Genomic DNA, 26494 nt, shown 5'->3' with positions numbered 1-26494 from the left:
TTCAGGCTTCGGCAAGGCAGGTACGTAAAGCGTACCCGTAAAAAAGCCGATGCCGGTATTTAAACCGGCATCGGACTGGAATCAGGCTCCCCGGATGTACCGCTGCTGACTTAGCCCTTGAACCCGAAAGTTCAAGGTGGAAGATGCAGTAGGCTTTAAGGCTTTCCGTCTAGCGGACATGCACACCAGCCCAACGTGCAACCTCCAGGGTATAGCAAATCGGCTCAGGGACATCGCCAACTGGCAAGCACCCCAGGGAGTGTTGCGAGTATACCCCAAGCGGTTTCGTGTTTCAGCCCTTGGTGACGTCCGGATCGGTGGCGAGCACCAGATCGACGCGATCCAGCAGGTCGCGAACCTGCTCGCGGGTCGAGCCACTGGCCTGCACATCCGGGCGCTCTTCCTTGTGCAGAAGATCGTGCGTGATGTTCAGCGCAGCCATCACGGCGATACGGTCGGCACCGATGACTTTGCCGCTGCTGCGGATTTCGCGCATCTTGCCGTCGAGGTAGCGGGCGGCGCTGACCAGGTTGCTGCGCTCTTCCTGGGGGCAGATGATCGAATATTCTTTGTCGAGGATCTGCACGGTAACGCTATTGCTTGAACTCATGAGTCTTGCTCCAGGGCCTTGAGGCGCGAAATCATCGATTCGACCTTACGCCGTGCGATTTCATTTTTTTCAATGAGGTGCGCGCGTTCCTCGCGCCAAGTCTTTTCCTGAGCTAATAGGAGTCCGTTTTGACTCTTAAGTTGCTCGACTCGGCTAATTAGTAGCTCGAGTCTGGCCATCAGCGCTTGCAGGTCGGTGTCTTCCATTGTCTTCACTGTCTGATGGATGTTGGACTGTAGGAGCGAGCTTGCTCGCGATGAACCCGAGAACGCCGCGGGGTGTCAGGTACCCAGCGTTATCGTTGGCGACCATCGCGAGCAAGCTCGCTCCTACAGGGGTAGTCGATGTAGGATACAAGGCCTTCATTCTAGACATAGCGCCGTCTGGCGCCTAGCTGCCCATGCCCATTCAGAATTCCCCGTACAAAGCCTTCGCCACCTTGCTGACTTCCAGCGGTCATAACGTCTCGCCTGCCGAATTGCATGGCCTGCTGCTCGGCCGCAGTTGCGCCGGCGCCGGCTTCGATGCTGAAGGCTGGCTAATTGATGCCGCCGAACTGCTCGAAGGCGAGCCGCAAGACAACGTTCGCAATGCCTTGATTGGTCTGCAAGAGATGGTCAAAGGCGAGCTCACTGGAGACGACGTGACTGTCGTTCTGTTGCTGCCGACCGATGATGAGCCGCTGGCTGACCGCGCCGCCGCACTGGGTCAATGGTGCCAGGGTTTCCTCAGCGGCTTTGGCCTGAACTGCCGTGACAGCAGCATGCTGAGCCCCGAGGCCACCGAAGTGCTGCAGGATCTGGCGGCCATCGCCCAGGTGCAAGACGCACTGGAAGAGTCCGACGACGGCGAAAGCGACTACATGGAGGTAATGGAGTACCTGCGCGTCGCACCGCTGCTGCTGTTCTCCGAAACCAAGAAGCCGGACGCGCCGGCTGCTGCCAAACCGTCGTTGCATTAATCGCGAGCCAGGAAAAGCCATCTGCCCATGATTCATATCCCGAAATCGGAATACAGCCGTCGCCGCAAGGCCTTGATGGCGCAGATGGAACCCAACAGCATCGCCATACTGCCTGCCGCCGCGGTGGCTATCCGCAACCGCGACGTCGAGCACGTCTACCGTCAGGACAGCGACTTCCAGTACCTCAGCGGTTTTCCCGAGCCTCAGGCCGTTCTCGTGCTAATGCCGGGGCGTGCACATGGCGAATACATTCTGTTCTGCCGTGAGCGTAACGCCGAGCGAGAGTTGTGGGATGGCCTGCGTGCCGGCCAGGAAGGCGCGATCCGCGACTTCGGCGCCGACGACGCGTTCCCCATCACCGATATCGACGACATCCTGCCGGGCCTGATCGAAGGGCGCGACCGGGTGTATTCGGCCATGGGCAGCAACCCTGAATTTGACCGGCACCTGATGGACTGGATCAACGTGATCCGCTCTAAAGCACACCTTGGCGCCCAGCCGCCGAACGAATTCGTTGCCCTGGATCATTTGCTGCACGACATGCGCCTGTATAAATCGGCGGCAGAAGTGAAGGTCATGCGTGAAGCCGCGCGGATTTCTGCGCAGGCGCACGTCCGCGCCATGCAGGCCAGCAGGGTCGGGCTGCATGAGTTCAGCCTCGAAGCCGAGCTTGATTACGAGTTCCGCAAGGGCGGGGCGAAAATGCCGGCTTACGGCTCGATCGTCGCGGCGGGCCGCAACAGCTGCATCCTGCACTACCAGCAGAATGACGCGGTGCTCAAGGATGGCGATCTGGTACTGATCGACGCCGGGTGCGAAATTGACTGCTACGCGAGTGACATCACCCGCACCTGGCCGGTCAATGGCAAGTATTCGCCGGAACAGAAAGCCATCTACGAGTTGGTGCTGGCAGCACAAGAAGCCGCGTTTGCCGAGATCGCTCCGAATAAACACTGGAATCAGGCGCACGAAGCCACCGTCCGGGTGATCACCGCCGGTCTGGTGAAGTTGGGGCTGTTGCAGGGCGACGTCGACGCGTTGATCGCCTGCGAAGCTCATAAAGCGTTTTACATGCACCGCGCCGGTCACTGGCTGGGCATGGATGTGCATGACGTCGGCGAGTACAAGGTCGGCGGCGAATGGCGCGTGCTGGAAGTCGGCATGGCGCTGACGGTGGAGCCGGGCATCTATATCGCTGCGGACAACCAGAGCGTTGCGAAGAAATGGCGTGGCATAGGCGTGCGCATCGAGGACGACGTGGTAGTGACCAAAACCGGTTGTGAAATCCTGACTAAAGGCGTGCCGAACACGGTCGCCGAGATCGAGGCCTTGATGGCAGCTGCAAGGACACAGGCGGCATGAGTCGAGTCAATCTGGCAATCATCGGTGGTGGCCTGGTCGGCGCCAGCCTGGCGTTGGCGCTGCAGGCCGGGGCCAAGGCTCGCGGCTGGAAGATCGTGCTGATCGAACCGTTCGCCCCCGGTGACACCTATCAACCGAGCTACGACGCACGCTCTTCGGCGTTGTCCTACGGTGCCAAACAGATTTATCAACGGCTGGGCGTGTGGCAAGCGATCTCCCGTCGCGCCGAGCCGATCAAGCAGATTCATGTCTCTGATCGTGGACGTTTCTCCACTGCACGACTGTCGGCCATGGAGGAGGGCGTTCCGGCGCTGGGTTATGTGGTGGAAAACGCCTGGCTTGGCCAATGCCTCTGGCAAGGTCTGGACAAGGACGTGATCAGCTGGCGTTGTCCGGCGGAAGTCACGCGCATGGAGCCGCTGACCGATGGCTATCGCCTGACACTCAACGATGAAACGACGTTGGAATGCGACCTCGCAGTGCTCGCTGACGGCGGCCGTTCCGGCCTGCGCGAGCAACTCGGGATCGGCATCAAAAAGCGCCCGTACAACCAGAGCGCGCTGATCGCCAACATCACCCCGAGTGAAGCGCACAACGGGATGGCCTTCGAGCGTTTCACCGATGAGGGCCCGATGGCCTTGCTGCCGTTGCCGGACAACCGCTGTGCGCTGGTCTGGACCCGTCTGGGCATGGACGCACAACGGCTGGCCGCTCTCGATGAGCGTAGCTTCCTCAGCGAGTTGCAGGGCGTGTTTGGCTATCGCCTTGGCACACTTAAACAGGTCGGCGCGCGCAATCTTTACCCGCTGACGCTGATTGAGGCTGAAGAACAGGTGCGTCCGCATCTGGCGATTCTTGGCAATGCCGCTCACAGTCTGCATCCGATTGCCGGCCAGGGTTTCAACCTGTCCCTGCGTGATGCTCAGGCCTTGGCCGATGCGCTGCTGGCCAGCGAAACGGCGCCCGGCGATTTCGCAACCTTGCAGGCCTACCGCGAGCGCCAGCGTCTGGATCAAAACCTGACCGTAGGCTTCTCGGATCAGGTCACCCGCTTGTTCGGCAGCACTCAGCCGCTGGTCTCGCTGGGTCGTAACATCGGTCTGCTCGGCCTCGATTTACTGCCGCCAGCCAAACGCTGGTTCGCTCGGCAGGCCATGGGGTTGGGGACGCGCCCGGATGCTTGAGTGGCTGGCGAGCACGTTTGGCAAAGCGCAATTGATGCGTTGGTTCATGACCTTTTACCCGCCGTACCTCGGCGCCGGCCATCTGGTGGCGCGGGTCGGGAAAACCCTTTACGTGCGGCTCAAGCCGCAAGCGAGACAGGCTTAAAGCATGGAAATGCGCGCAGATCTGCTAATTGTCGGGGCCGGAATGGTCGGCAGCGCCCTGGCGCTGGCGTTGCAGGACAGCGGGCTGGAAGTCCTGCTGCTGGACGGCAGCCCCCTGAGCGTCAAACCCTTCGATACTCAGGCCACGTTCGAGCCGCGGGTGAGCGCCCTGTCGGCGGCCAGTCAGCGGATTCTGGAACGATTGGGCGTCTGGGATGGCATTACCAATCGGCGCAGTAGCCCTTACACCGACATGCAGGTCTGGGATGGCAGCGGTACCGGGCAAATCCATTTCTCGGCGGCCAGTGTGCACGCTGAAGTGCTGGGGCATATTGTCGAGAACCGCGTGGTTCAGGACGCCCTGCTCGACCGCTTGCACGACTGCGACCTCGGGATGCTGGCCAATGCGCGCCTGGAACAAATGCGTCGCTCGGGTGACGACTGGCTGCTGACCCTGGCGGATGGCCGCACCTTGCGGGCGCCGTTGGTGATCGCGGCGGACGGCGCCAACTCGGCGGTACGGCGCCTGACCGGGGTTGCGACGCGCGAGTGGGATTATCTGCACCACGCCATCGTCACCAGCGTGCGCAGCGCCAAACCTCATCAAATGACCGCGTGGCAGCGCTTTACCGACAACGGTCCGTTGGCGTTTCTGCCGCTGGAGCGCGACGGCCAACAGGATTGGTGTTCGATCGTCTGGTCGACCACGCCGAGCGAAGCCGAGCGTTTGATGGCGCTGGATGACGAAGGCTTCTGTCACGAACTGGAGCGGGCTTTCGAAGGCCGGCTCGGCACGGTGCTCAGCGCCGACCCGCGCCTGTGCGTGCCGCTGCGTCAGCGCCATGCCAAGCGTTATGTGGCCGAGGGCCTGGCGCTGATCGGCGACGCGGCCCACACCATTCACCCGTTGGCCGGGCAGGGCGTGAACCTCGGCTTTCTCGATGCCGCCGTGTTGGCCGAAGTGCTGCTGCAAGCGTCGGCACGTGGGGAGCGGTTAGCGGATGTGAAAGTGCTCAGCCGTTACGAGCGTCGGCGCATGCCGCATAACCTCGCGTTGATGGCGGCGATGGAAGGCTTCGAGCGCTTGTTCCAGGCGGATCCGTTGCCGGTGCGCTGGTTGCGAAATGCCGGGTTGAAGATGGTTGATCAACTGCCGGAGGCCAAGGCGTTGTTTGTGCGTGAAGCGCTGGGGTTGACCGGGGATCTGCCGGCGTTGGCCAAGGCCTGAACTCTTCGCTGCGGCTGATGGCCTCATCGCGAGCAGGCTCGCTCCCACAGGGATTTGTGCCGTTCACAAAACTCATGTGGGAGCGAGCTTGCTCGCGATGAGGCCGGAACATCCGCCGCAAACTTCCAGCGATGCAACATCTGGTAACTCCTCCGCGAACTGTTCGATTGAGAAGCTAAATGTGAGTCTTTATCATTTGGCCTGACTTTTTCAATCGAGAGACCGCTCCCATGCTGGCACCGAAGCGTCTACTGACTGCCCTCGCCCTGACCCTGACAGGCATTACCGTCGCCCAGGCCGCCGACGAGGTGGTGGTTTACTCTTCGCGTATCGACGAGCTGATCAAACCGGTCTTCGATGCCTACACCGCGAAAACCGGTGTGCAGGTCAAGTTCATCACTGACAAGGAAGCGCCGTTGATGCAGCGCATCAAGGCCGAGGGCGAAAACGCCACCGCCGACTTGCTGCTGACCGTCGATGCCGGCAACCTCTGGCAGGCTGAGCAAATGGGCATCCTGCAACCGTTCACCTCAAAAACCATCGATGCCAACATTCCGTCGCAATACCGCGCTTCGTCCCATGCCTGGACTGGTCTGAGCCTGCGGGCGCGGACCATCGCTTATTCCACTGATCGGGTGAAGCCGGGCGAGCTGAGCACTTATGAAGGGCTGGCTGACAAGAACTGGGAAGGCCGCTTGTGCCTGCGTACCGCGAAGAAGGTCTACAACCAGTCCCTGACGGCCACCATGATCGAAGTGCATGGCGCCGACAAAACCGAGCAAATTCTCAAGGGCTGGGTGAGTAACCTGTCCACCGACGTATTCTCCGATGACATCGCGGTACTGGAAGCGATCAACGCGGGTCAGTGCGACGTTGGCATCGTCAACACGTACTACTACGGCCGTCTGCACAAGCAGAAACCTGATCTGGGCGTGAAGCTGTTCTGGCCGAACCAGGGCGACCGTGGCGTGCACGTCAACTTGTCGGGTATCGGCCTGACCAGGCACGCGCCACACCCGGAAGCAGCCAAGGCGCTGGTTGAGTGGATGACCACCCCTGAAGCGCAGAGGATCTTCGCTGACGTGAACCAGGAGTTCCCCGCCAACCCTGCTGTTCAACCCTCCGCTGAAGTGGCGAGTTGGGGCAAGTTTGTTGCCGATACGTTGCCTGTGGAAAATGCCGGCAAGCGTCAGGCTGAAGCGATTCGGATGATGGATCGGGCGGGTTGGAACTAAAGATCTTTTGTGTTTGACGTAGATTTCGCTGATTTTCCTTAGAGAGTTTTCCTTGGCCCACCCCGCCCAACGTCGCTGGTATCCGCTGGTCTTCACCATCGCTGCGCTGGTCCTGCTGCCACTTAGCGTGCTGCTGCTTTCCTGGCAAACCATAGACTCTCAAATCTGGTCCCACCTCTGGGACACCCAGATGCCACGCCTGCTGGGCAACACCCTGACGCTGGTGCTCGGTGTCGGTGTCGGCGTAACGCTCTTGGGTGTCAGCCTGGCCTGGCTCACCAGCCTCTGTGAATTCCCCGGTCGGCGCTGGCTGGACTGGGCGCTGATGCTGCCCTTCGCGATTCCTGCCTATGTGCTGGCCTTTGTCTTCGTCGGACTGCTGGATTTCGCAGGCCCCGTGCAAACCCTGATGCGCGAATGGTTCGGCACCGGCCTGCGGTTGCCGCGAGTGCGGTCTACCGGTGGCGTCATTGTCGTTTTGGTGTTGGTCTTTTACCCCTACGTTTACCTGTTGGCGCGCACCGCGTTCCTCGCGCAAGGCAAAGGCCTGATGGAAGCGGCGCGTGTTTTGGGGCAATCCCCATGGCAAGCGTTCTGGCGAGTCGCACTACCCATGGCGCGCCCGGCCATCGGCGCGGGCGTGGCGTTGGCACTGATGGAAACCCTCGCGGATTTCGGTGCGGTGTCGGTGTTCAACTTCGACACGTTCACGACCGCTATCTACAAAACCTGGTACGGCTTCTTCAGCCTTTCAACCGCCGCGCAACTGGCCAGCTTGCTGCTGCTGGTGGTCATGGTCGTGCTGTACGGCGAGCGCCGCGCTCGGGGCGCCAGTCGCGTAAGCAACGAACGACCACGGATCAAGGCGTTGTATCACCTGCGGGGATTCAAAGCGCTGGCGGCCATGAGTTGGTGCGGTCTGGTGTTCGCCTGCGCCTTCGTCATACCGATGCTGCAATTGGTGGTGTGGTTCTGGCAGCGGGGGCGCTTCGACCTGGATGAGCGTTACAGCGGACTGATCATCCACACCCTATACCTGGGCGGCATGGCGGCGGTGATCACCGTGAGTGTCGCCCTGGTACTGGCATTTGCCCGACGTCTGGCGCCGACCCGGGCGATCCGTTCCGGTGTCAGTCTGGCCAACCTCGGTTACGCCCTGCCGGGCTCGGTGCTGGCAGTGTCAATCATGTTGGCATTCAGTTACCTGGATCGCGAACTGGTCATCCCCGTGTCGGGTTGGCTCGGTGGAGCTGGCAAACCGTTATTACTGGGCAGCCTTTCAGCGTTGCTGCTGGCTTATCTGGTGCGTTTTATCGCGGTTGCGTATGGGCCGCTGGAAAGCAGTCTGGCGCGAATACGGCCCTCTTTGCCCGAAGCAGCACGTAGTCTCGGCGTCAGTGGGCCACGACTGTTTTTCAAAGTGTATCTGCCGCTTTTACTGCCGGGCACGTTGAGCGCCGCGCTGCTGGTGTTCGTCGATGTGCTCAAGGAAATGCCCGCGACCCTGCTGATGCGCCCGTTTGGCTGGGACACGCTGGCTGTGCGGATCTTTGAAATGACCAGCGAAGGCGAGTGGGCGCGGGCGTCGTTGCCAGCCCTGAGCCTCGTGTTGGTCGGGCTTTTACCGGTCATCGGATTGATTCGACGTTCAGCGCATCAAAACACCTAGGTGCCAGTCCTACACCTTGAGGCTACAATGCGCGGCATTCGGTGCGGTCCGTCTGACAGACCCGGTAGCTGAAATCGGCTGAAAGCCTTAAATTTCAAGGCGTTCACCCCGTGAAGCACCTGCCCGCACCTTCGCCACGCCCGGAAGGAGAAACCCATGGGACAGCGTACGCCTCTGTATGACCTTCATCTCGCTCTCGGCGCGAAGATGGTCGATTTTGGCGGTTGGGATATGCCTTTGCATTACGGCTCGCAGGTCGAGGAACACCATCAGGTGCGCCGTGATTGCGGGGTTTTCGATGTATCCCACATGACCGTGATCGATGTTAGCGGCCCCCAGGCCAAGGCCTGGCTCCAGCATTTGCTGGCCAATGACGTCGAGCGCCTGCACAGCTCTGGCCGTGCCTTGTACAGCACCATGCTCAATGAGCGTGGCGGCATCGTCGACGACATGATCGTCTATCGCCTCGACGACGGTTATCGCCTGGTGGTCAACGCCTCGACCCGTGATCAGGACCTGGCGTGGATGCAGGCCCATCTCGATGGTTTCGATGCGCAGATGCATGAACGCTCCGAACTGGCGATGTTGGCCATTCAAGGGCCTCAGGCCCGGCACAAAATCTGCGAACTCGTCACCCAATCCCGTGGCAACCTGATCCAGCTGCTCAAGCCTTTTGAAGGCCAGCCCGACGGTGACTGGTTCATCGCGCGTACCGGTTACACCGGCGAAGATGGCCTGGAAATCATTCTGCCGGCCAATCAGGCGCCAGGATTTTTCAACGATCTGGTGGGTGCAGGCATTTCCCCAATCGGTCTTGGTGCTCGAGACACCCTGCGTGTCGAAGCCGGCATGAACCTCTACGGTCAGGACATTCATCAAGACGTTTCACCGCTGGCCTCCAACATGGCCTGGAGCATTGCCTGGGAACCGACCACTCGTCAGTTCATTGGTCGCAGCGCTCTTGAGGCCGAAAGGGCTAACGGCATACAGCACAAACTGGTGGGCCTGGTCCTTGAGGAGCGAGGGGTTTTACGCGCTCATCAAGTGGTCCGCATCGCCAATGTTGGCGAAGGGGAGATCACCAGTGGTAGTTTCTCTCCTACGCTTAGCAAGTCGATAGCACTGGCGCGCGTGCCGATGGCAACTGCCGACCGCGCTGAAGTGGAAATCCGTGGCAAGTGGTACCCGGTCCGAGTGGTCAAACCGACCTTCGTCCGCCATGGCAAAACCTTGATCTAACCTTTTCTGGCGGGCAACGACCGCTGACATTTTTCTTGAGGACACAGAATATGAGCGATATCCCTGCCGACCTGCGGTTTGCCGAAAGTCACGAATGGGCCCGTCTGGAAGCCGATGGCACCGTCACCGTGGGCATCAGCGATCACGCTCAGGAAGCCTTGGGCGACGTGGTGTTCGTTGAGCTGACTGAAGTTGGTAATGTGTTTGCTGCCCAAGATCAGGCCGGCGTAGTGGAGTCGGTTAAAGCGGCTTCCGACATCTACTCCCCGATTGCCGGCGAAGTAATTGCGGTCAACGAAGAATTGAGCGCTAATCCGGAACTGCTCAACACCGACCCGTACGGCGCCTGGATCTTCAAGCTCAAGCCAAGCAATGCGGCTGAGCTGGACAAGCTGCTCGACGCGGCAGGCTACAAAGCCGCGATCGGCGAGTAATTCAGGTGGGAGCGAGCCTGCTCGCGAAAGCGGTGTGTCAGCAAACATTTTTGCCAACTGACACTCCCACTTCGCGAGCAGGCTCGCTCCCACAGGTTTTAAGGCTTTAGAACCGCTTTGACCGCCGCCACCGAACGCTCGACGTCCGCTTTTGTCATGGCCGTAAACATCGGCAATGAAACAATCAAACGACCCACCCGTTCCGCCACCGGGAACATGCCTTCCTTGAAACCGCGTTCGCGATAAAGGCTCAGCAGGTGAATCGGCGGGTAGTGATAGCCGATGCCGACGCCCAATGCCTGCATCTGCTCCATGAATGTGGCCCGTGCCGGTTGGCCATCCTTGCGCTCTGGCAGTACCAGCTGGAACAAATGCCAGTTGCTGTTCTCGAAGTCCGCCGGTGGCAGCTGCGCACCGTATTGCTCTTCGAAATCCGCACCGAAACAGGCGAAGTAATGCTTGGCCAGCTCACGGCGATGAGCGGTGATCGATTCGATGTGTGCAAACTGCCCCAGACCAATGGCGCCTGCCACATCGGTCATGTTGAACTTGCCGCCCAGCACATCCACGTCCAGACCATCGAAACCCGTGCGGGTGACGCCCTGCAAACGGTACTTCTCCGCCAGTCGCACTTCTTCAGGCGTGTTCAGCACCAGGCAACCGCCCTCAGACGAGGTGACGTTCTTGTTTGCCTGGAAACTGAACGACACGAAGTCGCCGGTCGCGCCGATACGTTGGCCGTTCCAGCTCGAGCCCAAGGCTTGCGCGGCGTCTTCGACAATCCGCAGGCCGTGTTTTTTGGCGATCGCATACAACCGGCTCATGTCCACCGGCAAACCGGCGAGGTACACCGGAATGATTGCCTTGGTGCGTGGGGTGATCGCTGCTTCCAGCTGATCCAGGTCGATGTTGCGGGTAATCGGGTCGATGTCGGCAAACACTGGCGTGGCACCGACTTCCAGAATGACGTTGGCGGTGGCGACCCAGGAAATCGGTGTGGTGATCACTTCATCGCCCGGCCCGATACCGGCAATGCGCAAGGCGATTTCCATGGTGCAGGTGCCGGAGTTGAAGGTGCGCACCGGGCGCCCGCCAAAATACTCCGAGAGCTGCGCTTCAAAGGCCTGGACCTTGGGGCCGCTGGTTATCCAACCCGAGCGCAATACGTCACCCACAGCGGCAATCGTGGCTTCGTCGATGGTGGGTTTGGAAAATGGCAGGAAAGGCAGTTGATTCATGAATTCAGAAACCCCGATCAGCGGATATTAGGCATGAGGCGAACATGATGATCTGGATTGGTCCTCGGCGCTACGCCATCCGCTCGAGTATCGACTGCTATGCTGCTTTGACCGAGTTGCATCGACGCTGAGCGCCAGTCAAGAGAGAGCCCGTCATGTCCCAGTTGCCGTCTTTGAGCCAGTTACGCGACCCCAATGCCTTTCTTCGCCGCCACCTCGGCCCCGATGCCGCCGAGCAGCAAGCGATGCTCGACAGCCTCGGCCTCGGCAGCAGGGTAGAGCTGATCGAGCAGACGGTGCCGCCGGGAATCCGCCTGAACCGGGCGCTCGACCTGCCGCCCGCCCTCGACGAGGAAGCCGCACTGGCCAAACTTCGGGGTTACGCCGAGCAAAACCAGGTCTGGACCAGCCTGATCGGCATGGGTTACTACGGCACCCTGACGCCGGCCGTCATTGTGCGTAATGTGCTGGAAAATCCGGGTTGGTACACCGCCTACACGCCATATCAACCGGAAATCGCCCAAGGTCGGCTCGAAGCCCTGCTGAACTTCCAGCAGTTGACCATCGACCTCACAGGACTGGAACTGGCCAACGCGTCGCTGCTGGATGAAGCCACTGCAGCCGCAGAAGCGATGGCCCTGGCCAAGCGAGTCGCCAAGTCCAAAAGCAATTTATTCTTCGTCGACGAACACTGTCATCCCCAAACGATATCCGTGGTGCAGACCCGGGCCGAGGGATTCGGTTTCGAGCTGATCGTCGACTCTGTGGATAACTTGAAACAGCACCAGGTGTTTGGCGCTCTGCTGCAATATCCCGATACCCACGGTGAAATCCGTAACCTTCGCCCGATGATCGATCACCTGCATGCCCAGCAAGCCCTGGCCTGTGTTGCGACCGACCTGCTCAGCCTGCTGTTGCTGACCCCGCCGGGGGAGCTGGGGGCGGACGTGGTGTTCGGCTCGTCCCAGCGGTTCGGCGTGCCGATGGGGTACGGCGGGCCTCACGCGGCGTTTTTCGCCAGTCGGGATGAGTACAAACGAGCGATTCCCGGGCGGATCATCGGCGTCTCGAAAGACGCTCGCGGCAACACTGCGTTGCGCATGGCCCTGCAAACCCGCGAGCAACATATCCGCCGGGAGAAGGCCAACTCGAACATCTGCACCGCTCAAGTGCTGCTGGCCAATATCGCCAGTTTCTATGCGGTCTACCACGGCCCCGAAGGGCTCAAACGGATTGCCCAGCGCGTGCACCGGCTCACCTGCATTCTCGCCGAGGGCCTTGCGCGCCACGGCATCACCCGTCTCAATAAACACTTTTTCGACACGCTGACGCTGGAGGTTGGCGGCTCCCAGACGGCGATCATCGAAAGCGCCCAGAGGGCGCAGATCAACTTGCGCATTCTAGGGCGCGGGCAACTGGCCCTGAGCCTGGACGAAACCTGCGACGAAGCCACCGTGGCGAAGCTGTTCGATGTATTGCTGGGGGCCGATCATGGCCTCAATGTCGAGGAACTTGACGCCGAAACCTTACCTTCCGGCATTCCCGACGGACTGCTTCGAAGCACGCCTTACTTGCGTCATCCGGTGTTCAGCGCTCATCACAGCGAAACCGAGATGCTGCGCTACCTCAAGCAACTGGAGAACAAGGATCTGGCGCTCAACCAGTCGATGATCCCACTGGGCTCCTGCACCATGAAACTCAACGCCACCAGCGAGATGATCCCGATCACCTGGCCGCAGTTCGCCAATCTGCACCCGTTTGTGCCGAAAGAGCAGGCGGTCGGTTATTCGCTGATGATCGAGGAGCTGGAGCGCTGGCTCTGCGCGATCACCGGTTTCGATGCGATCTGCATGCAACCCAATTCCGGTGCCCAGGGTGAATACGCCGGGTTGCTGGCGATCCGCAAATATCATGAGAGCCGCCATCAGGGCGCTCGGGATGTCTGTCTGATTCCATCCTCGGCCCACGGCACCAACCCGGCTTCGGCGCAAATGGCGGGGATGCGGGTGGTGATCGTCGAGTGCGACGAGGCGGGCAACGTCGATCTGCATGACCTCAAAGAAAAAGCCGCTGCGGCTGGGGAAAAACTCGCCTGCCTGATGGCGACTTATCCTTCGACCCATGGCGTCTATGAGGAAGGCATCAGCGAAATCTGTGAAGTTATCCACAGCCATGGCGGCCAGGTTTACATGGACGGCGCCAATCTTAACGCTCAAGTCGGGTTGGCGCGGCCGGCAGACATTGGGGCCGACGTGTCCCATATGAACTTGCACAAGACCTTCTGCATTCCCCATGGTGGCGGCGGGCCGGGCATGGGGCCGATTGGCGTGCGGGCACATTTGGCCCCCTTCGTGGCCAATCACCCGGTGGTGTCGATCGACGGGCCACTGGCGCAAAACGGCGCCGTCAGCGCGGCACCGTGGGGCAGTGCGAGTATTTTGCCGATCAGCTGGATGTACATCGCCATGATGGGGCCGCAACTGGCCGACGCCAGCGAGGTGGCGATCCTCGCGGCAAATTACCTGGCGCAGCATTTGTCCGGTGCGTTCCCGGTCCTATACACCGGGCGAAATGAACGGGTCGCCCATGAATGCATCCTCGATCTGCGGCCACTGAAGGCACTGACCGGGATCAGCGAAGAAGACGTCGCCAAGCGGTTGATGGACTACGGCTTCCATGCGCCGACCATGTCGTTCCCGGTGCCGGGCACCTTGATGGTCGAGCCGACCGAGAGTGAATCGAAGGCGGAACTGGACCGGTTTATCGGGGCGATGCTGAGCATCCGCGCGGAAATCACCGAGGTGCAAAACGGCAACTGGCCGGCCGAAGACAACCCGCTGAAGCGTTCGCCGCACACCGTTGCCGACATCACCGGCGTATGGGACCGGCCTTATAGCATCGAGCAGGCGGTTACGCCGGATGCACACACCAAGGCTCACAAATACTGGCCGGTGGTGAATCGGGTGGACAATGTTTACGGTGACCGGAATCTGTTTTGTGCGTGTGTTCCGGTGGATGATTACCGCTGAAACACACGTCCCCCTAATGTAGGAGCGAGCTTGCTCCGGGCGGCGTTCCGACGATGGTGTATCAGCAACATTGATGTCGACTGACACACCATCGTCGGAACGCCGCCCGGAGCAAGCTCGCTCCTACAGGGCAGCATTCTTCGCCAGGATTGCGTTCGCCAGTTCCATGTCCGTGGCCTGCAGGCCCGGGTTGTCGGCGCGGACTTTCTGCATCGCGGCTTCCAGGTAAGGACCGCGGATGCCGCCATCGGTGGCGACAAAGCTACTGGCATCGTCCTGGGCAGCGACCATCAGCTTATGATTCCTGGAGGTCAGGTAGGTCGAGCCGGTGGTGGCACCGGAGGATAAGACGTTACGCCAAAAGGTATCGGCCATCGCCGAGCCGACTGGAAGGGACAACAGGGCGACGGTAGCGATAGCAAGTTTGAAACGCATGATGGGTGACTCCACAGGGTTAACTGCGGCGTTTGATTGCCAATCCCCCAGCCGAGTTCCATCACCGCTCATTGCACCGGTTCAACCAGCAAAACGGCTCCTTGCTGCCCGATCACCCGGACGCGGCTACCGAGTGCTGCGTCTGGCCCTCGGGCCATCCACACCCCGTCGGCGACCTTGATCTTGCCGCGACCGTCGACAATCGCTTCATGCACCACGAAGGTTTTGCCGATCAATTCCTGACCGCGCAAATTGAGATTGGGCTCGTCACTCTGGCGCACCGCGCTGCGCTGGCGTCTCCACCAATACAGGGCCGTAGCGATCGAGAGCAGGCCGAACAACAGAATCTGAAATTCCCAGGACATGGCCGGCACGACATAGGTCAGGACGCCAACGGCGGCGGCGGCCATGCCGATCCACAACAGATAGCCACCGGCGCCGAACACTTCGAGAATCAGCAGCACGGTGCCCAGCGCCAGCCAGTCCCAGAACGATAAATGCTGCAGGAATGACCACATAACGTGCCTCAGGCTTTCTTGTTATCGAAGGTGGCCTTGACGATTTCGCCGATGCCGCCGACCGCGCCGATCATCGAGCTGGCCTCGAGCGGCATCAGAATCACTTTACTGTTGTTGGCCGAGGCCAGTTTGCCCAGCGCATCGATGTACTTCTGCGCGACGAAATAGTTGACCGCTTGCACATTACCGCCAGCGATGGCTTCGGACACCACCTTGGTCGCCTGGGCTTCGGCTTCGGCTTGCCGTTCACGGGCTTCCGCTTCGAGGAACGCCGCCTGGCGACCCCCTTCGGCCTCCAGAATCTGTGCCTGCTTCTTGCCTTCGGCGGTCAGGATCGCAGCGGCTCGCAGGCCCTCGGCTTCAAGGATTTGCGCGCGCTTGATCCGCTCTGCTTTCATTTGCCCCGACATCGCGGCCATCAAGTCGGCCGGAGGGCTGATGTCCTTGATCTCGATCCGGGTGATCTTGATGCCCCACGGGGCCGTGGCTTCGTCGACGGTGCGCAGCAGTTTCTCGTTGATGCCGTCACGCTGGCTGAGCATCGCGTCCAGTTCCATGGAGCCGAGCACGGTACGGATGTTGGTTTGCAGCAGGTTGCGGATGGCATGTTCGAGGTTGTTCACCTCGTAGGCGGCCTGTGCGGTGTTGACCACCTGGAAGAAGCACACGGCGTCGATCTGCACGGTGGCGTTATCGGCGGTGATGACTTCCTGGGGCGGAATGTCCAGCACGCTTTCCATCACGTTGATCTTGCGACCGATGCGGTCCATGACCGGAATGATGATGTTCAGGCCTGGCTTCAGGGTGTTGGTGTAACGGCCAAAACGCTCGACCGTCCACTGGTAACCCTGAGGCACCACCTTGAAGCCCATGAACAGAATGGCGACCACGAGGCCGACAAACAGTAAAAGTACGCTACCGATCTGCATAACGATTCCCTGTTGATCAATGAAGTTGCGATCGCAGGAGTGTAGCGGCGCGGGTCGGGGATAAGAACTGTTAGTCAGCCCTTGCATCATCAAGAGACACAATAGGATTCATTTCTGCTTAAAACCTGTGGGAGCGAGCTTGCTCCGGGCGGCGTTCCGACGATAGCGATCTGTCAGTCGACATTAATGTTGAATGTGATGGCCTCATCGCGAGCAAGCTCGCTCCCACAGAAATTGCGTTGTTCACACCATCAACGGACTGGCATTACTCACCTCTGCTCGCTCTGCGGCGTCACCCGCAACACTTCCTCGAGGGTGGTCAGTCCGGCCGCCACTTTCTGCGCGCCGGATAACCGCAAACTGCGCATACCTTCCTTGAAGGCCTGGCGCCGGATCGCCAGCAAATCGGTATCCGGGTTGATCAGCGCCTTGATGCCATCGGTCAGTTGCATGATTTCGTAAACCCCGGCGCGGCCTCGGTAGCCGGTGTCGCGGCATTCCAGGCAGCCGATGGCGCGCTGGGCCTGGGTCGGTAGCGGTGCTTGCCAGGGTTTGGTCAGGGTTTGCCAGTCCTCTTCGCCCAGCGTCAGCGGCGCCTTGCAGTGGGGGCACAAGGTGCGGACCAGGCGTTGGGCCATTACCCCGAGCACCGTGGCTTTGATCAGGTAATGCGCGACGCCAAGTTCCTGCAGGCGGCTGATTGCGCTGGGCGCATCGTTGGTGTGCAGCGTCGACAGCACCAGGTGGCCGGTGAGCGCGGCCTGGATGGCCATTTCTGCGGTTTCGAGGTCGCGGATCTCACCGATCATGATGATGTCCGGATCCTGCCGCATCAGCGCCCGCACACCGGCGGCGAACGTCAGGTCGATGTTGTGCTGGACCTGCATCTGGTTGAACGCCGGCTCGACCATTTCGATCGGGTCTTCGATGGTGCAGAGGTTGACCTCAGGTGTCGCCAGTTTTTTCAGCGTGGTGTAGAGCGTGGTGGTTTTGCCGGAACCCGTAGGGCCGGTCACGAGGATGATGCCGTTGGGTTGGCTCGTCATGTCCTGCCAGCGACGCAGGTCCTCGACCGAAAACCCAAGCTGATCGAAATCCTTGAGCAGTACCTCCGGGTCGAAGATCCGCATGACCATTTTTTCGCCAAATGCAGTGGGCAATGTCGACAGGCGCAGTTCGACTTCGCCGCCGTCCGGGGTTTTGGTCTTCACCCGGCCGTCCTGGGGTTTGCGTTTTTCCGCGACATTCATCCGTCCCAGGCTTTTCAGGCGACTGACAATCGCCATGGTGACCTGCGGCGGGAATTGATAAACGTTGTGCAGCACGCCATCGATGCGAAAGCGCACCGTGCCTTGCTCGCGCCGGGGTTCGATGTGGATATCGCTGGCGCGCTGCTGGAACGCGTACTGGAACAGCCAGTCGACAATGTTGACGATGTGCGCGTCATTGGCATCCGGTTCCTGATCGCTGGCACCGAGGTTGAGCAACTGTTCAAAGTTGCCCAGCGTATTCATCTGTTGATCGTTGTTGTTCGCGCCGGTGACCGATTTGGCCAGGCGGAAGAACTCCACGCTGAAGCGCTGGATGTCCACGGGGTTGGCCACCACACGCTTGATCGGCAGCTTCAGCACGTGGGTCAAGTCGGCTTCCCAACCGTTGACGTAAGGCTGGGCGCTGGCCACGGTGACCGCCTCGCGGTCGATGGAGACCGCGAGAATCTTGTGGCGTTGGGCGAAGGCGTAGGACATCAGCGGGGTGATGGCCGCGACGTTGATTTTCAGCGGGTCGATGCGCAAGTAAGGCTGGCCGGCTTGCTGCGACAGCCACAGCGTCAGGCTTTCCAGATCGAGGTGTTTGCCGGGACGGCTGAGGTCGTCCAGGTGCTGGCTGGCGATAAATTCCAGCGGGTGCATCTGGCCATTGGCGGCGTGACGGCGTCGGGCATTGAGCGCGTGTTCGGCCGAATCCTGGGTGATAAAACCCTGGGCGACCAGCTCACGCAGCAAATCATTGAGATCCAGCCAGCGGTCCTGAATGGCAAGTTGAACGGACATGCGGGCTCCTCATGAACAACAGTTCGCAAAGGATAGCCGCGGACCCGCAGACCGCTGGGCCACTACCTGACAAAGCCGTGTCGGGCTTTTTCAGCCTGCCGCCTGAGCCCGCTCATCCCACGCCGCGTCGGCGGGTTGCACCGACACCGAACAGACGCTGATCAGGTTACGTAATTTGTCCGCGATGAGCTGGGCACGGTGCCAGCTCAGGCCGTCCATGATGATGTCGATCGACATCAGGTCGTCCATCCGCTGCACATTGACTTGCTGCGGCGTCAGGCATTGCAAGGCAAACAAGTTGAGCGCTCGGCACAACAAATCGGGTTCAGCCTCGGCGAGCACTTGGTAGTGAGCGCGGCAGTGAGCGTTGCTGACGTTCCAGACATCGGCGCGGGTGGGCGGGGTGTTGACGGCTTCTAGATGCGGCATGGTTGGTCTCCAAAATCATTGGAGGAATTTTTACATTCGGGAGGGGGTATTTCTTATCTATGATGGGCTCTATTGGCGGTTTATCGAATCGCATTATTCAATAAGTTATTGTTTGAAGGTTTTTTTATGCACAGCGAGCTGGATAGCTACGATCGAAAGATTCTCGCGTTGCTGCAAGAGGACGCCTCTCTCTCCAGCGCGCAGATCGCCGAACAGGTAGGGCTTTCGCAGTCACCCTGTTGGCGGCGGATTCAGCGAATGAAGGAGGAGGGAATCATTCGCGGTCAGGTGACGCTGCTTGACCGAAAGAAAATCGGGCTTAACACGCAGATCTTTGCGGAGATCAAACTCAACGCGCACGGGCGTTCGAACTTCACTGAGTTTACCGAGGCGATTCGCGGCTTTCCCGAAGTGCTGGAGTGTTATGTGTTGATGGGATCGGTGGATTTCTTGCTGCGGATTGTGACGGCGGATATTGAGGCGTATGAGCGGTTTTTCTTCGAAAAGCTGTCGATGGTGCCGGGGATACAGGAGGTGAACTCGATTGTGGCGTTGTCGGAAATCAAATCCACGACGAGTTTGCCGGTCTGAAATTTTGCGGTGACCGGGCTGGCCTCTTCGCGAGCAGGCTCGCTCCCACAGGGGATGTGTGTCTGGCACAAATCCAGTGTGGGAGCGAGCCTGCTCGCGAAGGCGGTCTTACATGCGCAGCAGCATCTTCCAGGCACGATTCTGATAAACAGCAATCGCCTGCTGCTTACGCGCATCCAGGGATTCATCGGTAATCGGCTCGTTAGCAAGCAGAGCAAGCTGTTTCAGCTCGCCGTACAGGCGATCCATTTCCGGGATGTCCAGCACGTTGCGGGCGTGGTGCAGCCAGGCCTGGATGCGTTCGATACGCGGCAGTTGCTCGGCCAGGTCTTCTGGTTGTTGCTGGTAACGCTGCAATTGCAGTGAGGTGGCTTCCTCGCCCAGCAGGCGTGGCAACCAGCTGCCCAGTTGCGCCGCGCCCTGGCGATTGCCGCGCACGTTACGATCGGCGGCCCAGGTGCGGGCCAGTAACCAGCGCGAAGTGGTCAGGGAGAACAGGCCCCAGCGCGGGTCTTCGAGCTCTTCAAGGAACTGCTCAGGCGCGGCTTTGCGCACGTCTTCATCGTCCAGACCGGCCAGAACCAGCGGGCGCCAGTCTTCCAGCAACGCATCCAGCGCGACGCGCAGGTCGTGAGTCGACTGGCGCGGTGCCGCTTGGCCGAGGCTGCTCAGCAGTGCGCGCAATTCAGCCAGGTTTTCGACCCAGTCCTGCAACAGGCGCCAGTGGCCGTTGAAGCGATACTGCTCGGCCAGACGCTGGCTGCTGCCCAGCAAGTGCCAGCTCAGGGCGGCAAAGGCGTCGTCCAGCGGGATTTCGGCGGTGATCTGCGGCGCTGGCAAACTCAATGAATAGCTGTTGGCGTCGTACAGGCGATAACCGCGCTCGGCCTTGCTGATGTCACACGGCATCAGGGGCAGGGTCGCGGCCAGTTCGGCGGCCAGTTCCAAAAGCGCGGCCGGATCGCCTTCACGCAGTTCCAGTTCCAGCTCGCAGATTTCTTCCTTCTGTTTGCCGACTACCACGTGGCCCAGGTCCAGAGCGGCTTCGATGACCACTTTGGTCTTGCCACGGCCCCAGGCGAGTTCGGCGCGCTCGCGGACGAAATCGGTGGTGAAGATCGGCTTCAGGGTTTTCTTGTCCAGTTCGGCCAGTTCTTCAGGCCAGCATTCGCCGTCGAGTTTCTTCACGTCGAGCTTGGCTTTGGGCAGGTTCCAGTCGTATTCGTTGCGTTCGGACAGACCGGCGACGCTCTGGCCACGCGTCTTGAGGGTCTGAATCACTTCTTCGCCATCGCGGCGCAGGCGCAGGGCAACCTTGGCACGGGCCAGGTCACGCTCAGGCGTGTCGAAGTATTGATTCATCAACTCACGGCGTTCCCAGCCACTTTTGTTGCGTTTTTTCAGTAGCGGGTGCTCGCGCAGAGCGGCGAGGGTTTCGCGGCTGACGCGGAGTTTGATTTCGGTTTCTTTCTGCATGGCCGGAAAATCCAGGATCGGGAGCGCAGCCGGGGGAATGTGTGGCTGCCAAGGTCGTGCAGTGTACAGGACTCATTCGAGATAGGGTCTGTTGACGCTTGGTGACGGCCGCGACGGTTTATTCCTGTCACTGGATGGTTCTATGATGGAGTTCAACTCGGGAGTTGGGAGTCAGCGATGCCTTTGCCGTCCATGAAAGATCAGTTTGCTGCGCTGATCGCTGCGCCGTCCGTCAGTTGTACCCAGCCAAGCCTCGATCAAACCAATCGTCCGGTGATTGATTTGCTCGCGACCTGGCTTGGTGACCTGGGCTTTGCCTGCGACATTCAGCAGGTCATGCCCGGCAAGTTCAACCTGCTGGCCAGTTTCGGTTCCGGCCCCGGAGGCCTGGTGCTGGCGGGTCACAGTGACACCGTGCCGTTCGATGGCGCGCTGTGGCAGACCGACCCGCTGAAACTCACCGAAGTCGATGGCCGCTGGGTCGGTTTGGGCAGTTGTGACATGAAGGGCTTTTTCGCCCTGGCCATTGATGCCGTCAAACCGTTGCTCGATCAACCGTTCAAGCAGCCGTTGCTGATTCTTGCCACCTGCGATGAAGAAAGCTCGATGTCCGGTGCCCGTGCATTGGCGCAAGCGGGGCGGCCGTTGGGCCGTGCGGCGGTGATTGGCGAGCCGACCGGGCTCAAGCCGATCCGCATGCATAAAGGCATCATGATGGAGCGCATCGACATCCTCGGCCAAAGCGGTCACTCCTCGGATCCGCGCCTGGGCCATAGCGCCCTTGAAGCCATGCACGATGCCATCGGCGAATTGCGCGGTTTGCGCCTGCATTGGCAGCGCGAATTCCGCAACCCGCAGTTCAGCGTGCCCCATCCGACCCTGAACTTTGGCTGCATTCATGGCGGCGACAACCCCAACCGCATTTGCGGCCAGTGTTCGCTGGAATTCGATTTGCGGCCGTTGCCTGGCATGGACCCAAAAGCCCTGCGCGCAGCGATTTTGCAAAAGCTCAATCCGATTGCCGAACGGCATCAAGTGAAAATCGATTACGCGCCGCTGTTCCCCGAAGTGCCGCCCTTCGAGCAGGCAGAGGACGCAGAATTGGTGCGGCTCGCGGAAAAGCTCACCGGTCATCGCGCCGAAGCAGTGGCGTTCGGCACGGAAGCGCCTTATCTTCAGCGCCTTGGCTGCGAAACACTGGTGCTTGGCCCTGGCGACATCGCCTGCGCCCATCAACCGGGAGAATTCCTCGAAATGTCACGTTTGCAGCCTACGGTGCATCTATTACGTCAGTTGATTGAACATTACTGCCTGACACCGGCCAACACCCCACTGTAGGAGCGAGCTTGCTCCGGGCGGCGTTCCGACGATGGACGTTAACGATGATGGGGGCTGCCTGGATATACGCGGTGCCCTCGCGTTCTTCGCGAGCAAGCTCGCTCCTACAAGGGCGCCAGTGTTTAAACCCTAATTCATGAGGAGAGCGCGCGTGTCGCCAAGCCTGTTCCGACGATAACCATCAGCCCGCTGTGCGTTTTCAGTTTCGCCCTTTTTTCGGCTGCTATTTATTACAGGCCCAGGTTCATGCCCGAATACGTTAATTGGCTTCGTCACGCTTCGCCTTACATCAACGCCCACCGCGATTGCACCTTTGTCGTCATGCTGCCCGGCGACGGCGTGGAGCACCCCAACTTCGGTAATATCGTCCATGACCTGGTGCTGTTGCACAGCCTTGGCGTGCGTCTGGTGCTGGTTCACGGTTCCCGTCCGCAAATTGAAACCCGCCTGGCCGCGCGCGGCTTGACCCCGCATTACCATCACGGCATGCGCATCACCGATGCGGCGACGCTGGAGTGTGTGATCGATGCGGTTGGCCAATTGCGCATCGCCATCGAAGCGCGGCTGTCGATGGACATGGCCTCGTCGCCGATGCAGGGCTCGCGTCTGCGGGTGGCCAGCGGCAACCTGGTGACCGCACGGCCAATCGGCGTGCTCGAAGGTGTCGACTACCACCACACTGGCGAAGTACGCCGGGTCGACCGCAAGGGCATCAATCGCCTGCTGGACGAGCGCTCCATCGTGCTGCTGTCGCCGCTGGGTTACTCGCCGACCGGTGAGATTTTCAATCTTGCTTGCGAAGACGTTGCCACGCGCGCCGCCATTGATCTGGGCGCGGACAAACTCCTGCTGTTCGGTGCCGACTTGGGCTTGATCGACGAAAACGGTCGTCTGGTTCGCGAGCTGCGCCCGCAGCAAGTGCCTGCGCATCTGCTGCGCCTGGGCAGCAACTATCAGGCTGAACTGCTGGATGCCGCCGCGCAAGCCTGTCGTGGCGGCGTGGCTCGCAGCCATATCGTCAGCTATGTCGAAGACGGCGCGCTGCTGACCGAGCTGTTCACCCGAGACGGCGGCGGTACGCTGGTGGCGCAGGAGCAATTCGAGGTCGTGCGCGAAGCAGCGATCGAAGACGTCGGCGGTTTGCTGGACCTGATCAGCCCGCTGGAAGAGCAGGGGATTCTGGTACGTCGCTCCCGAGAGGTGCTGGAGCGGGAGATCGAACAATTCAGCGTGGTCGAACGCGAAGGCATGATCATCGCTTGCGCGGCGCTGTATCAGATCGCCGATTCGGATGCCGGCGAGTTGGCGTGTCTGGCCGTGAACCCTGAATACCGCCATGGCGGTCGCGGGGATGAATTGCTGGAACGGATCGAAACCCGGGCACGGGCTCAAGGGTTGAAAACCTTGTTCGTACTCACCACCCGGACTGCCCATTGGTTCCGTGAGCGCGGGTTTGAGCCGAGCAGCGTGGACCGGCTGCCGTCGGCGCGGGCGTCGCTGTACAACTATCAGCGCAATTCGAAGATCTTCGAAAAAACCCTCTGATCACGCGCCGACCCCTGTAGGAGCAGCCGGTCGACGCTCCTACAGGTCGGTGTTTCACTCGGTTACGAACTTCGCGCTGACATACGGCGAGTAATCCGGCAGCACCGTTTCAACCTTCCCTTGTTCCTTCAAGAATTTGGCTGTTTCGCCAATCGCCTTGGCCGTGCCGCCCTCCAGCAGCGCGGTGGTTTGTTGTGCCTTGGCATCCGGGAAGGCGGAACCTGCCAACAATTCCGGCACATCGGCGGCGTTGGCACCGGTCAGTTTGGCGATTTTCTGCACCGGTATCGAGTCGGCGGTCCAGCTGTCTTTATGCGCGGCATAGTCGGCGAACGAATCCAGGGTGACCTTGGCGAATTTGGCGACGACCTCCGGGTGTTTCTCGGCGTAATCCTTGCGCGCGACCCAGACCTCAAAGGTCGGTGCACCCCATTGGCCGACTTGAGCGGCATCAGTCAAGGTCTTGCCGGTCTTGCGGATTTCCCCCAAGGCTGGCGACCAGACAAAGGCACCATCAATGTCGCCGCGCTTCCACGCGGCAGCGATTTCCGCCGGTTGCAGGTTCACCACTTTGACTTTCGAGGGGTCCAGGCCCCAATGCTTCAACGCGCCGAGCAGGCTGTAGTGAGAGGTCGAAACGAACGGTGTTGCGATGGTTTTGCCGATCAGATCTTCCGGTTTGTTGATGCCGCTGCCATTACGTACCACCAGGGCTTCGGCGGCATTGATCTGGGCGGAAACGATGAACGCGACAATCGGCAGATTGCGTGAGGCGGCTGCTGCCAGCGGGCTGGAGCCAAGATTGCCGATCTGCACATCGCCAGAGGCAATGGCGGTGACCACTTGCGGACCACTGTCGAATCGGCGCCAATCGATTTTCTGGCCGATGGTTTTCTCGTAAACGCCGTCGGCTTGGGGGACTTTGCTCGGATCAATGCCGGTTTGATAGCCAACGGTGAGGTTCGCCGCGTGAGCGGAGAGCGAGATTAAAAGCGATACACAAACTGTAACAATTGGACTGGATAGTGCGCGTTTAGTCGTCATGGCGGCGCTTCTCGGTAGGGGAATGTTTCCGAATTGCGTCAAAGCTAAACGATCTAAAAAACAGACAATAAATACAATTTAGGAATTAGCTTATGAGTAGGCCGCTCTATTTAGGGCCTACGATGGGAATGAGAGTTATTCCTAAAGGGTATGAAAATAGTTCCTCTTAGGGTTTATGACAAATTCATGACCCCGCAAGGACCAAATAACCGGGGATTAGACTATGGTCGTAGACACACATAGTTACGATTGACTTGTGAGTCACGGTCTGGCGCTAATCGCGCATCTTAGGATTCGAGGCATTTGACCCCGAACCAGGAACAAAAGAATTAGAAACGATAGGAGCAAAACAATGAACAAGTCCACCTTGGCCCTGGCCGTGGCGGTAGGGGTTTTGGCGCAGCAGGCAGGCGCCGCCGGTTTCCTGGAAGACAGCAAGGCTTCCATCAGCTCTCGCACGATGTATTACGACGCGGATATGCGTGAAGGTGCGAGCATTCCGGCTAACAGACAGCGAGAAACCGCTGAGGGTATCAAGTTCGATTACCTCTCCGGTTTCACCCAGGGTACCGTTGGTTTCGGTATCGACGCCCAGGCACTGGTCGGTATCCACCTGGATGGCGGCCCGGGGCATCACCCGACCGGTAACAGCAACTCGTTCTTCCCTAGCGATGGCAATGGGGCGGCCGACGAGTGGAGCCGTTTGGATGGCAACGTCAAGGCGCGCTTCTCGAAGACCGAGGCCCACCTGGGTGGCGCTCTGGCACCTAACCTGCCGATCCTGGTCTCGAGCGACACCCGTCTGCTGCCGCAGACCTTTGAAGGTGGCACCATCACCTCGAAGGAAATCGACAACGTGACCTTCAACTTGGGTCAACTGGAGCAAGCGTCGGGTCGCGCCTCTTCCAACTCCACCGGTATGGCGGTGGCTGGCGGTACTCAGGACAGCAACCAGTTCCGTTTCGGCGGTGCTGACTGGAAGGTCACCAAAGACCTCCAGCTGCAGTACTACTATGCGAACCTGCAAGACTACTACAAGCAGAACTTCCTCGGCCTGGTGCATGTTTTCCAGATTGCTCCGAACCAATCCTTCAAGTCTGATTTTCGTTATTTCAACAGCAGCTCCGACGGCAAGAACGGCGATGCCGGCTATCAGTTCAACAACAACAATGGCTTCGCCAAGGAAAAGGGCGTGGTCGATAACACGACCTGGAGCGGCATGTTCACCTATACCCTGGGTGGCAGTGCGTTCTTGCTCGGGCATCAGCGTGTCAGCGATAACGGCGGCTTCGTTTTCCTGAACCAAGGCAACCTTGTCAATGACAACGGTAATCCTGAAGGTGCTGGCGGCGCCAACTTCTACTCGTTTACCGACGCCACGGTTGGCAGCTTTATCCGTGCCGGTGAAAACACCACGTTCGGTCAGTACTCCTATGACTTCGCCTCCCTGGGCGTGCCAGGCTTGAAAGCTTCGATTGCTTACTTGAATGGCCAAGACATCAAGGCTACCAGCGGTGTTGGTCAAGACCTGAGCGAGCACGAGACCGACGTGCGCGTGGACTACGTGATTCAAACGGGCCCACTGAAAGGGTTTGGTACGACTCTGCGTCACGGTACCTATCGTGGCGACACCAGCACCCTTGATCAAGACCAGACCCGTGTGATCTTGAACTACACCTACAGCTTCATGTAATAGCCGCAAGAAAAAGCCCCGCCCGCTGGCGGGGTTTTTTTTCGTGTCGAGTTTTATATTCCATAATCAAAGGTTCTATTTCTTTTTTATTCTTTTTGGTTTTTTCACC

Annotated in this window: 23 protein-coding genes, 1 other RNA gene and 1 pseudogene; 14 read left to right on the top strand and 11 right to left on the bottom strand. The window is 59.8% G+C overall.

The features are described 5' to 3' along the window. Nucleotides 1-83 precede the first annotated feature (83 nt). The 3 genes from ssrS to AC1MDT_RS20925 all read right to left on the bottom strand — a co-directional run bounded on the left by ssrS (nucleotide 84) and on the right by AC1MDT_RS20925 (nucleotide 816). Nucleotides 84-262, bottom strand: a non-coding RNA gene (gene ssrS / locus AC1MDT_RS20935) — 6S RNA. Between the two features lie 30 nt (nucleotides 263-292). Beyond that, a complete protein-coding gene (locus tag AC1MDT_RS20930) occupies nucleotides 293-610 on the bottom strand; it encodes a cell division protein ZapA (RefSeq protein WP_007942435.1) in 318 nt (105 codons plus the stop codon). Beyond that, on the bottom strand, nucleotides 607-816 hold the full coding sequence (locus tag AC1MDT_RS20925; RefSeq protein ID WP_007942437.1) for a TIGR02449 family protein: 210 nt from the start codon (nucleotides 814-816) through the stop codon (nucleotides 607-609). The genes AC1MDT_RS20930 and AC1MDT_RS20925 overlap by 4 nt, the downstream gene beginning before the upstream one ends. A 194-nt stretch (nucleotides 817-1010) precedes the next feature. Between AC1MDT_RS20925 and AC1MDT_RS20920 the strand changes: the two genes are divergently transcribed. From AC1MDT_RS20920 to gcvH, 9 genes and pseudogenes are all read left to right on the top strand, one after another. Beyond that, entirely contained in the window at nucleotides 1011-1571 is a 561-nt protein-coding gene (locus tag AC1MDT_RS20920) for a YecA/YgfB family protein (RefSeq protein WP_480418770.1), read from the top strand. A gap of 27 nt (nucleotides 1572-1598) precedes the next feature. Then, nucleotides 1599-2933 carry a Xaa-Pro aminopeptidase gene (gene pepP, locus AC1MDT_RS20915; RefSeq protein ID WP_480418769.1) on the top strand — a complete coding sequence of 445 codons (1335 nt, stop codon included), beginning with the start codon at nucleotides 1599-1601 and terminating at the stop codon, nucleotides 2931-2933. Then, the gene (gene ubiH / locus AC1MDT_RS20910; protein ID WP_480418768.1) at nucleotides 2930-4117 is read left to right on the top strand and encodes a 2-octaprenyl-6-methoxyphenyl hydroxylase; all 1188 of its coding nucleotides are present in this window, start codon (nucleotides 2930-2932) and stop codon (nucleotides 4115-4117) included. Before pepP ends, ubiH begins: the two co-directional genes overlap by 4 nt. Before the next feature lie 70 nt (nucleotides 4118-4187). After that, nucleotides 4188-4262 (top strand): annotated as a pseudogene (locus tag AC1MDT_RS20905) (tetrameric acyl-CoA thioesterase); the annotation flags it as partial. A gap of 9 nt (nucleotides 4263-4271) precedes the next feature. Then, on the top strand, nucleotides 4272-5489 hold the full coding sequence (locus AC1MDT_RS20900) for a 2-octaprenyl-3-methyl-6-methoxy-1,4-benzoquinol hydroxylase (RefSeq protein WP_480422837.1): 1218 nt from the start codon (nucleotides 4272-4274) through the stop codon (nucleotides 5487-5489). Nucleotides 5490-5719: 230 nt separating this feature from the next. Continuing rightward, nucleotides 5720-6724 (top strand): extracellular solute-binding protein, encoded by a 1005-nt coding sequence (locus tag AC1MDT_RS20895; protein ID WP_480418767.1) that lies wholly within the window; start codon nucleotides 5720-5722, stop codon nucleotides 6722-6724. 52 nt (nucleotides 6725-6776) lie between these two features. Further along, nucleotides 6777-8393: an ABC transporter permease gene (locus tag AC1MDT_RS20890; protein ID WP_480418766.1), complete on the top strand. Its 1617-nt coding sequence runs from the start codon at nucleotides 6777-6779 to the stop codon at nucleotides 8391-8393. 156 nt (nucleotides 8394-8549) lie between these two features. Then, on the top strand, nucleotides 8550-9632 hold the full coding sequence (gene gcvT, locus AC1MDT_RS20885) for a glycine cleavage system aminomethyltransferase GcvT (RefSeq protein ID WP_480418765.1): 1083 nt from the start codon (nucleotides 8550-8552) through the stop codon (nucleotides 9630-9632). A gap of 50 nt (nucleotides 9633-9682) precedes the next feature. Continuing rightward, a complete protein-coding gene (gene gcvH / locus AC1MDT_RS20880; RefSeq protein ID WP_480418764.1) occupies nucleotides 9683-10066 on the top strand; it encodes a glycine cleavage system protein GcvH in 384 nt (127 codons plus the stop codon). Nucleotides 10067-10164: 98 nt separating this feature from the next. Here the strand turns inward: gcvH and AC1MDT_RS20875 are convergent, their stop codons facing one another. Continuing rightward, nucleotides 10165-11304, bottom strand: a complete 1140-nt coding sequence (locus tag AC1MDT_RS20875; protein WP_480418763.1) for a DegT/DnrJ/EryC1/StrS family aminotransferase — start codon at nucleotides 11302-11304, stop codon at nucleotides 10165-10167. Between the two features lie 155 nt (nucleotides 11305-11459). Between AC1MDT_RS20875 and gcvP the strand changes: the two genes are divergently transcribed. Next, on the top strand, nucleotides 11460-14333 hold the full coding sequence (gene gcvP, locus AC1MDT_RS20870; protein ID WP_480418762.1) for an aminomethyl-transferring glycine dehydrogenase: 2874 nt from the start codon (nucleotides 11460-11462) through the stop codon (nucleotides 14331-14333). Between the two features lie 123 nt (nucleotides 14334-14456). On the opposite strand, the gene AC1MDT_RS20865 is transcribed toward gcvP, so the two are convergent. From AC1MDT_RS20865 to AC1MDT_RS20845, 5 genes are all read right to left on the bottom strand, one after another. Beyond that, a complete protein-coding gene (locus tag AC1MDT_RS20865; RefSeq protein ID WP_480418761.1) occupies nucleotides 14457-14768 on the bottom strand; it encodes a DUF2388 domain-containing protein in 312 nt (103 codons plus the stop codon). 68 nt (nucleotides 14769-14836) lie between these two features. Then, nucleotides 14837-15286 (bottom strand): NfeD family protein, encoded by a 450-nt coding sequence (locus AC1MDT_RS20860; protein WP_480418760.1) that lies wholly within the window; start codon nucleotides 15284-15286, stop codon nucleotides 14837-14839. 8 nt (nucleotides 15287-15294) lie between these two features. Then, entirely contained in the window at nucleotides 15295-16215 is a 921-nt protein-coding gene (locus tag AC1MDT_RS20855; RefSeq protein WP_008150402.1) for an SPFH domain-containing protein, read from the bottom strand. A gap of 269 nt (nucleotides 16216-16484) precedes the next feature. Further along, complete coding sequence (gene tfpB, locus AC1MDT_RS20850) at nucleotides 16485-18269, bottom strand: type IV pilus assembly ATPase TfpB (protein WP_480418759.1); 1785 nt, start codon at nucleotides 18267-18269, stop codon at nucleotides 16485-16487. A gap of 90 nt (nucleotides 18270-18359) precedes the next feature. Next, a complete protein-coding gene (locus AC1MDT_RS20845; RefSeq protein WP_480418758.1) occupies nucleotides 18360-18698 on the bottom strand; it encodes a hypothetical protein in 339 nt (112 codons plus the stop codon). A 126-nt stretch (nucleotides 18699-18824) separates the two neighbouring features. Between AC1MDT_RS20845 and AC1MDT_RS20840 the strand changes: the two genes are divergently transcribed. Further along, a complete protein-coding gene (locus tag AC1MDT_RS20840) occupies nucleotides 18825-19289 on the top strand; it encodes an Lrp/AsnC family transcriptional regulator (RefSeq protein WP_109635733.1) in 465 nt (154 codons plus the stop codon). A 108-nt stretch (nucleotides 19290-19397) separates the two neighbouring features. Here the strand turns inward: AC1MDT_RS20840 and AC1MDT_RS20835 are convergent, their stop codons facing one another. Beyond that, complete coding sequence (locus tag AC1MDT_RS20835) at nucleotides 19398-20765, bottom strand: CYTH domain-containing protein (RefSeq protein ID WP_480418757.1); 1368 nt, start codon at nucleotides 20763-20765, stop codon at nucleotides 19398-19400. A 177-nt stretch (nucleotides 20766-20942) separates the two neighbouring features. Here AC1MDT_RS20835 and argE point away from each other — a divergent pair, with 177 nt between their 5' ends. Further along, on the top strand, nucleotides 20943-22103 hold the full coding sequence (argE, locus tag AC1MDT_RS20830; protein ID WP_480418756.1) for an acetylornithine deacetylase: 1161 nt from the start codon (nucleotides 20943-20945) through the stop codon (nucleotides 22101-22103). A 246-nt stretch (nucleotides 22104-22349) separates the two neighbouring features. Then, nucleotides 22350-23648, top strand: coding sequence for an amino-acid N-acetyltransferase (argA, locus tag AC1MDT_RS20825; RefSeq protein ID WP_480418755.1), 1299 nt, complete (start codon nucleotides 22350-22352; stop codon nucleotides 23646-23648). Nucleotides 23649-23702: 54 nt separating this feature from the next. On the opposite strand, the gene tauA is transcribed toward argA, so the two are convergent. Next, nucleotides 23703-24692 carry a taurine ABC transporter substrate-binding protein gene (tauA, locus tag AC1MDT_RS20820; RefSeq protein ID WP_480418754.1) on the bottom strand — a complete coding sequence of 330 codons (990 nt, stop codon included), beginning with the start codon at nucleotides 24690-24692 and terminating at the stop codon, nucleotides 23703-23705. A 352-nt stretch (nucleotides 24693-25044) separates the two neighbouring features. On the opposite strand from tauA, the gene AC1MDT_RS20815 reads away from it, so the two are divergent. After that, a complete protein-coding gene (locus tag AC1MDT_RS20815; RefSeq protein ID WP_480418753.1) occupies nucleotides 25045-26385 on the top strand; it encodes an OprD family outer membrane porin in 1341 nt (446 codons plus the stop codon). Nucleotides 26386-26494: the final 109 nt, after the last annotated feature.

The sequence above is a fragment of the Pseudomonas sp. ASL7 genome (genome assembly GCF_056680375.1).
The sequence above is the reverse complement of the archived record's forward strand: the minus strand, read 5'-3'. Positions and strand labels throughout refer to the sequence as shown.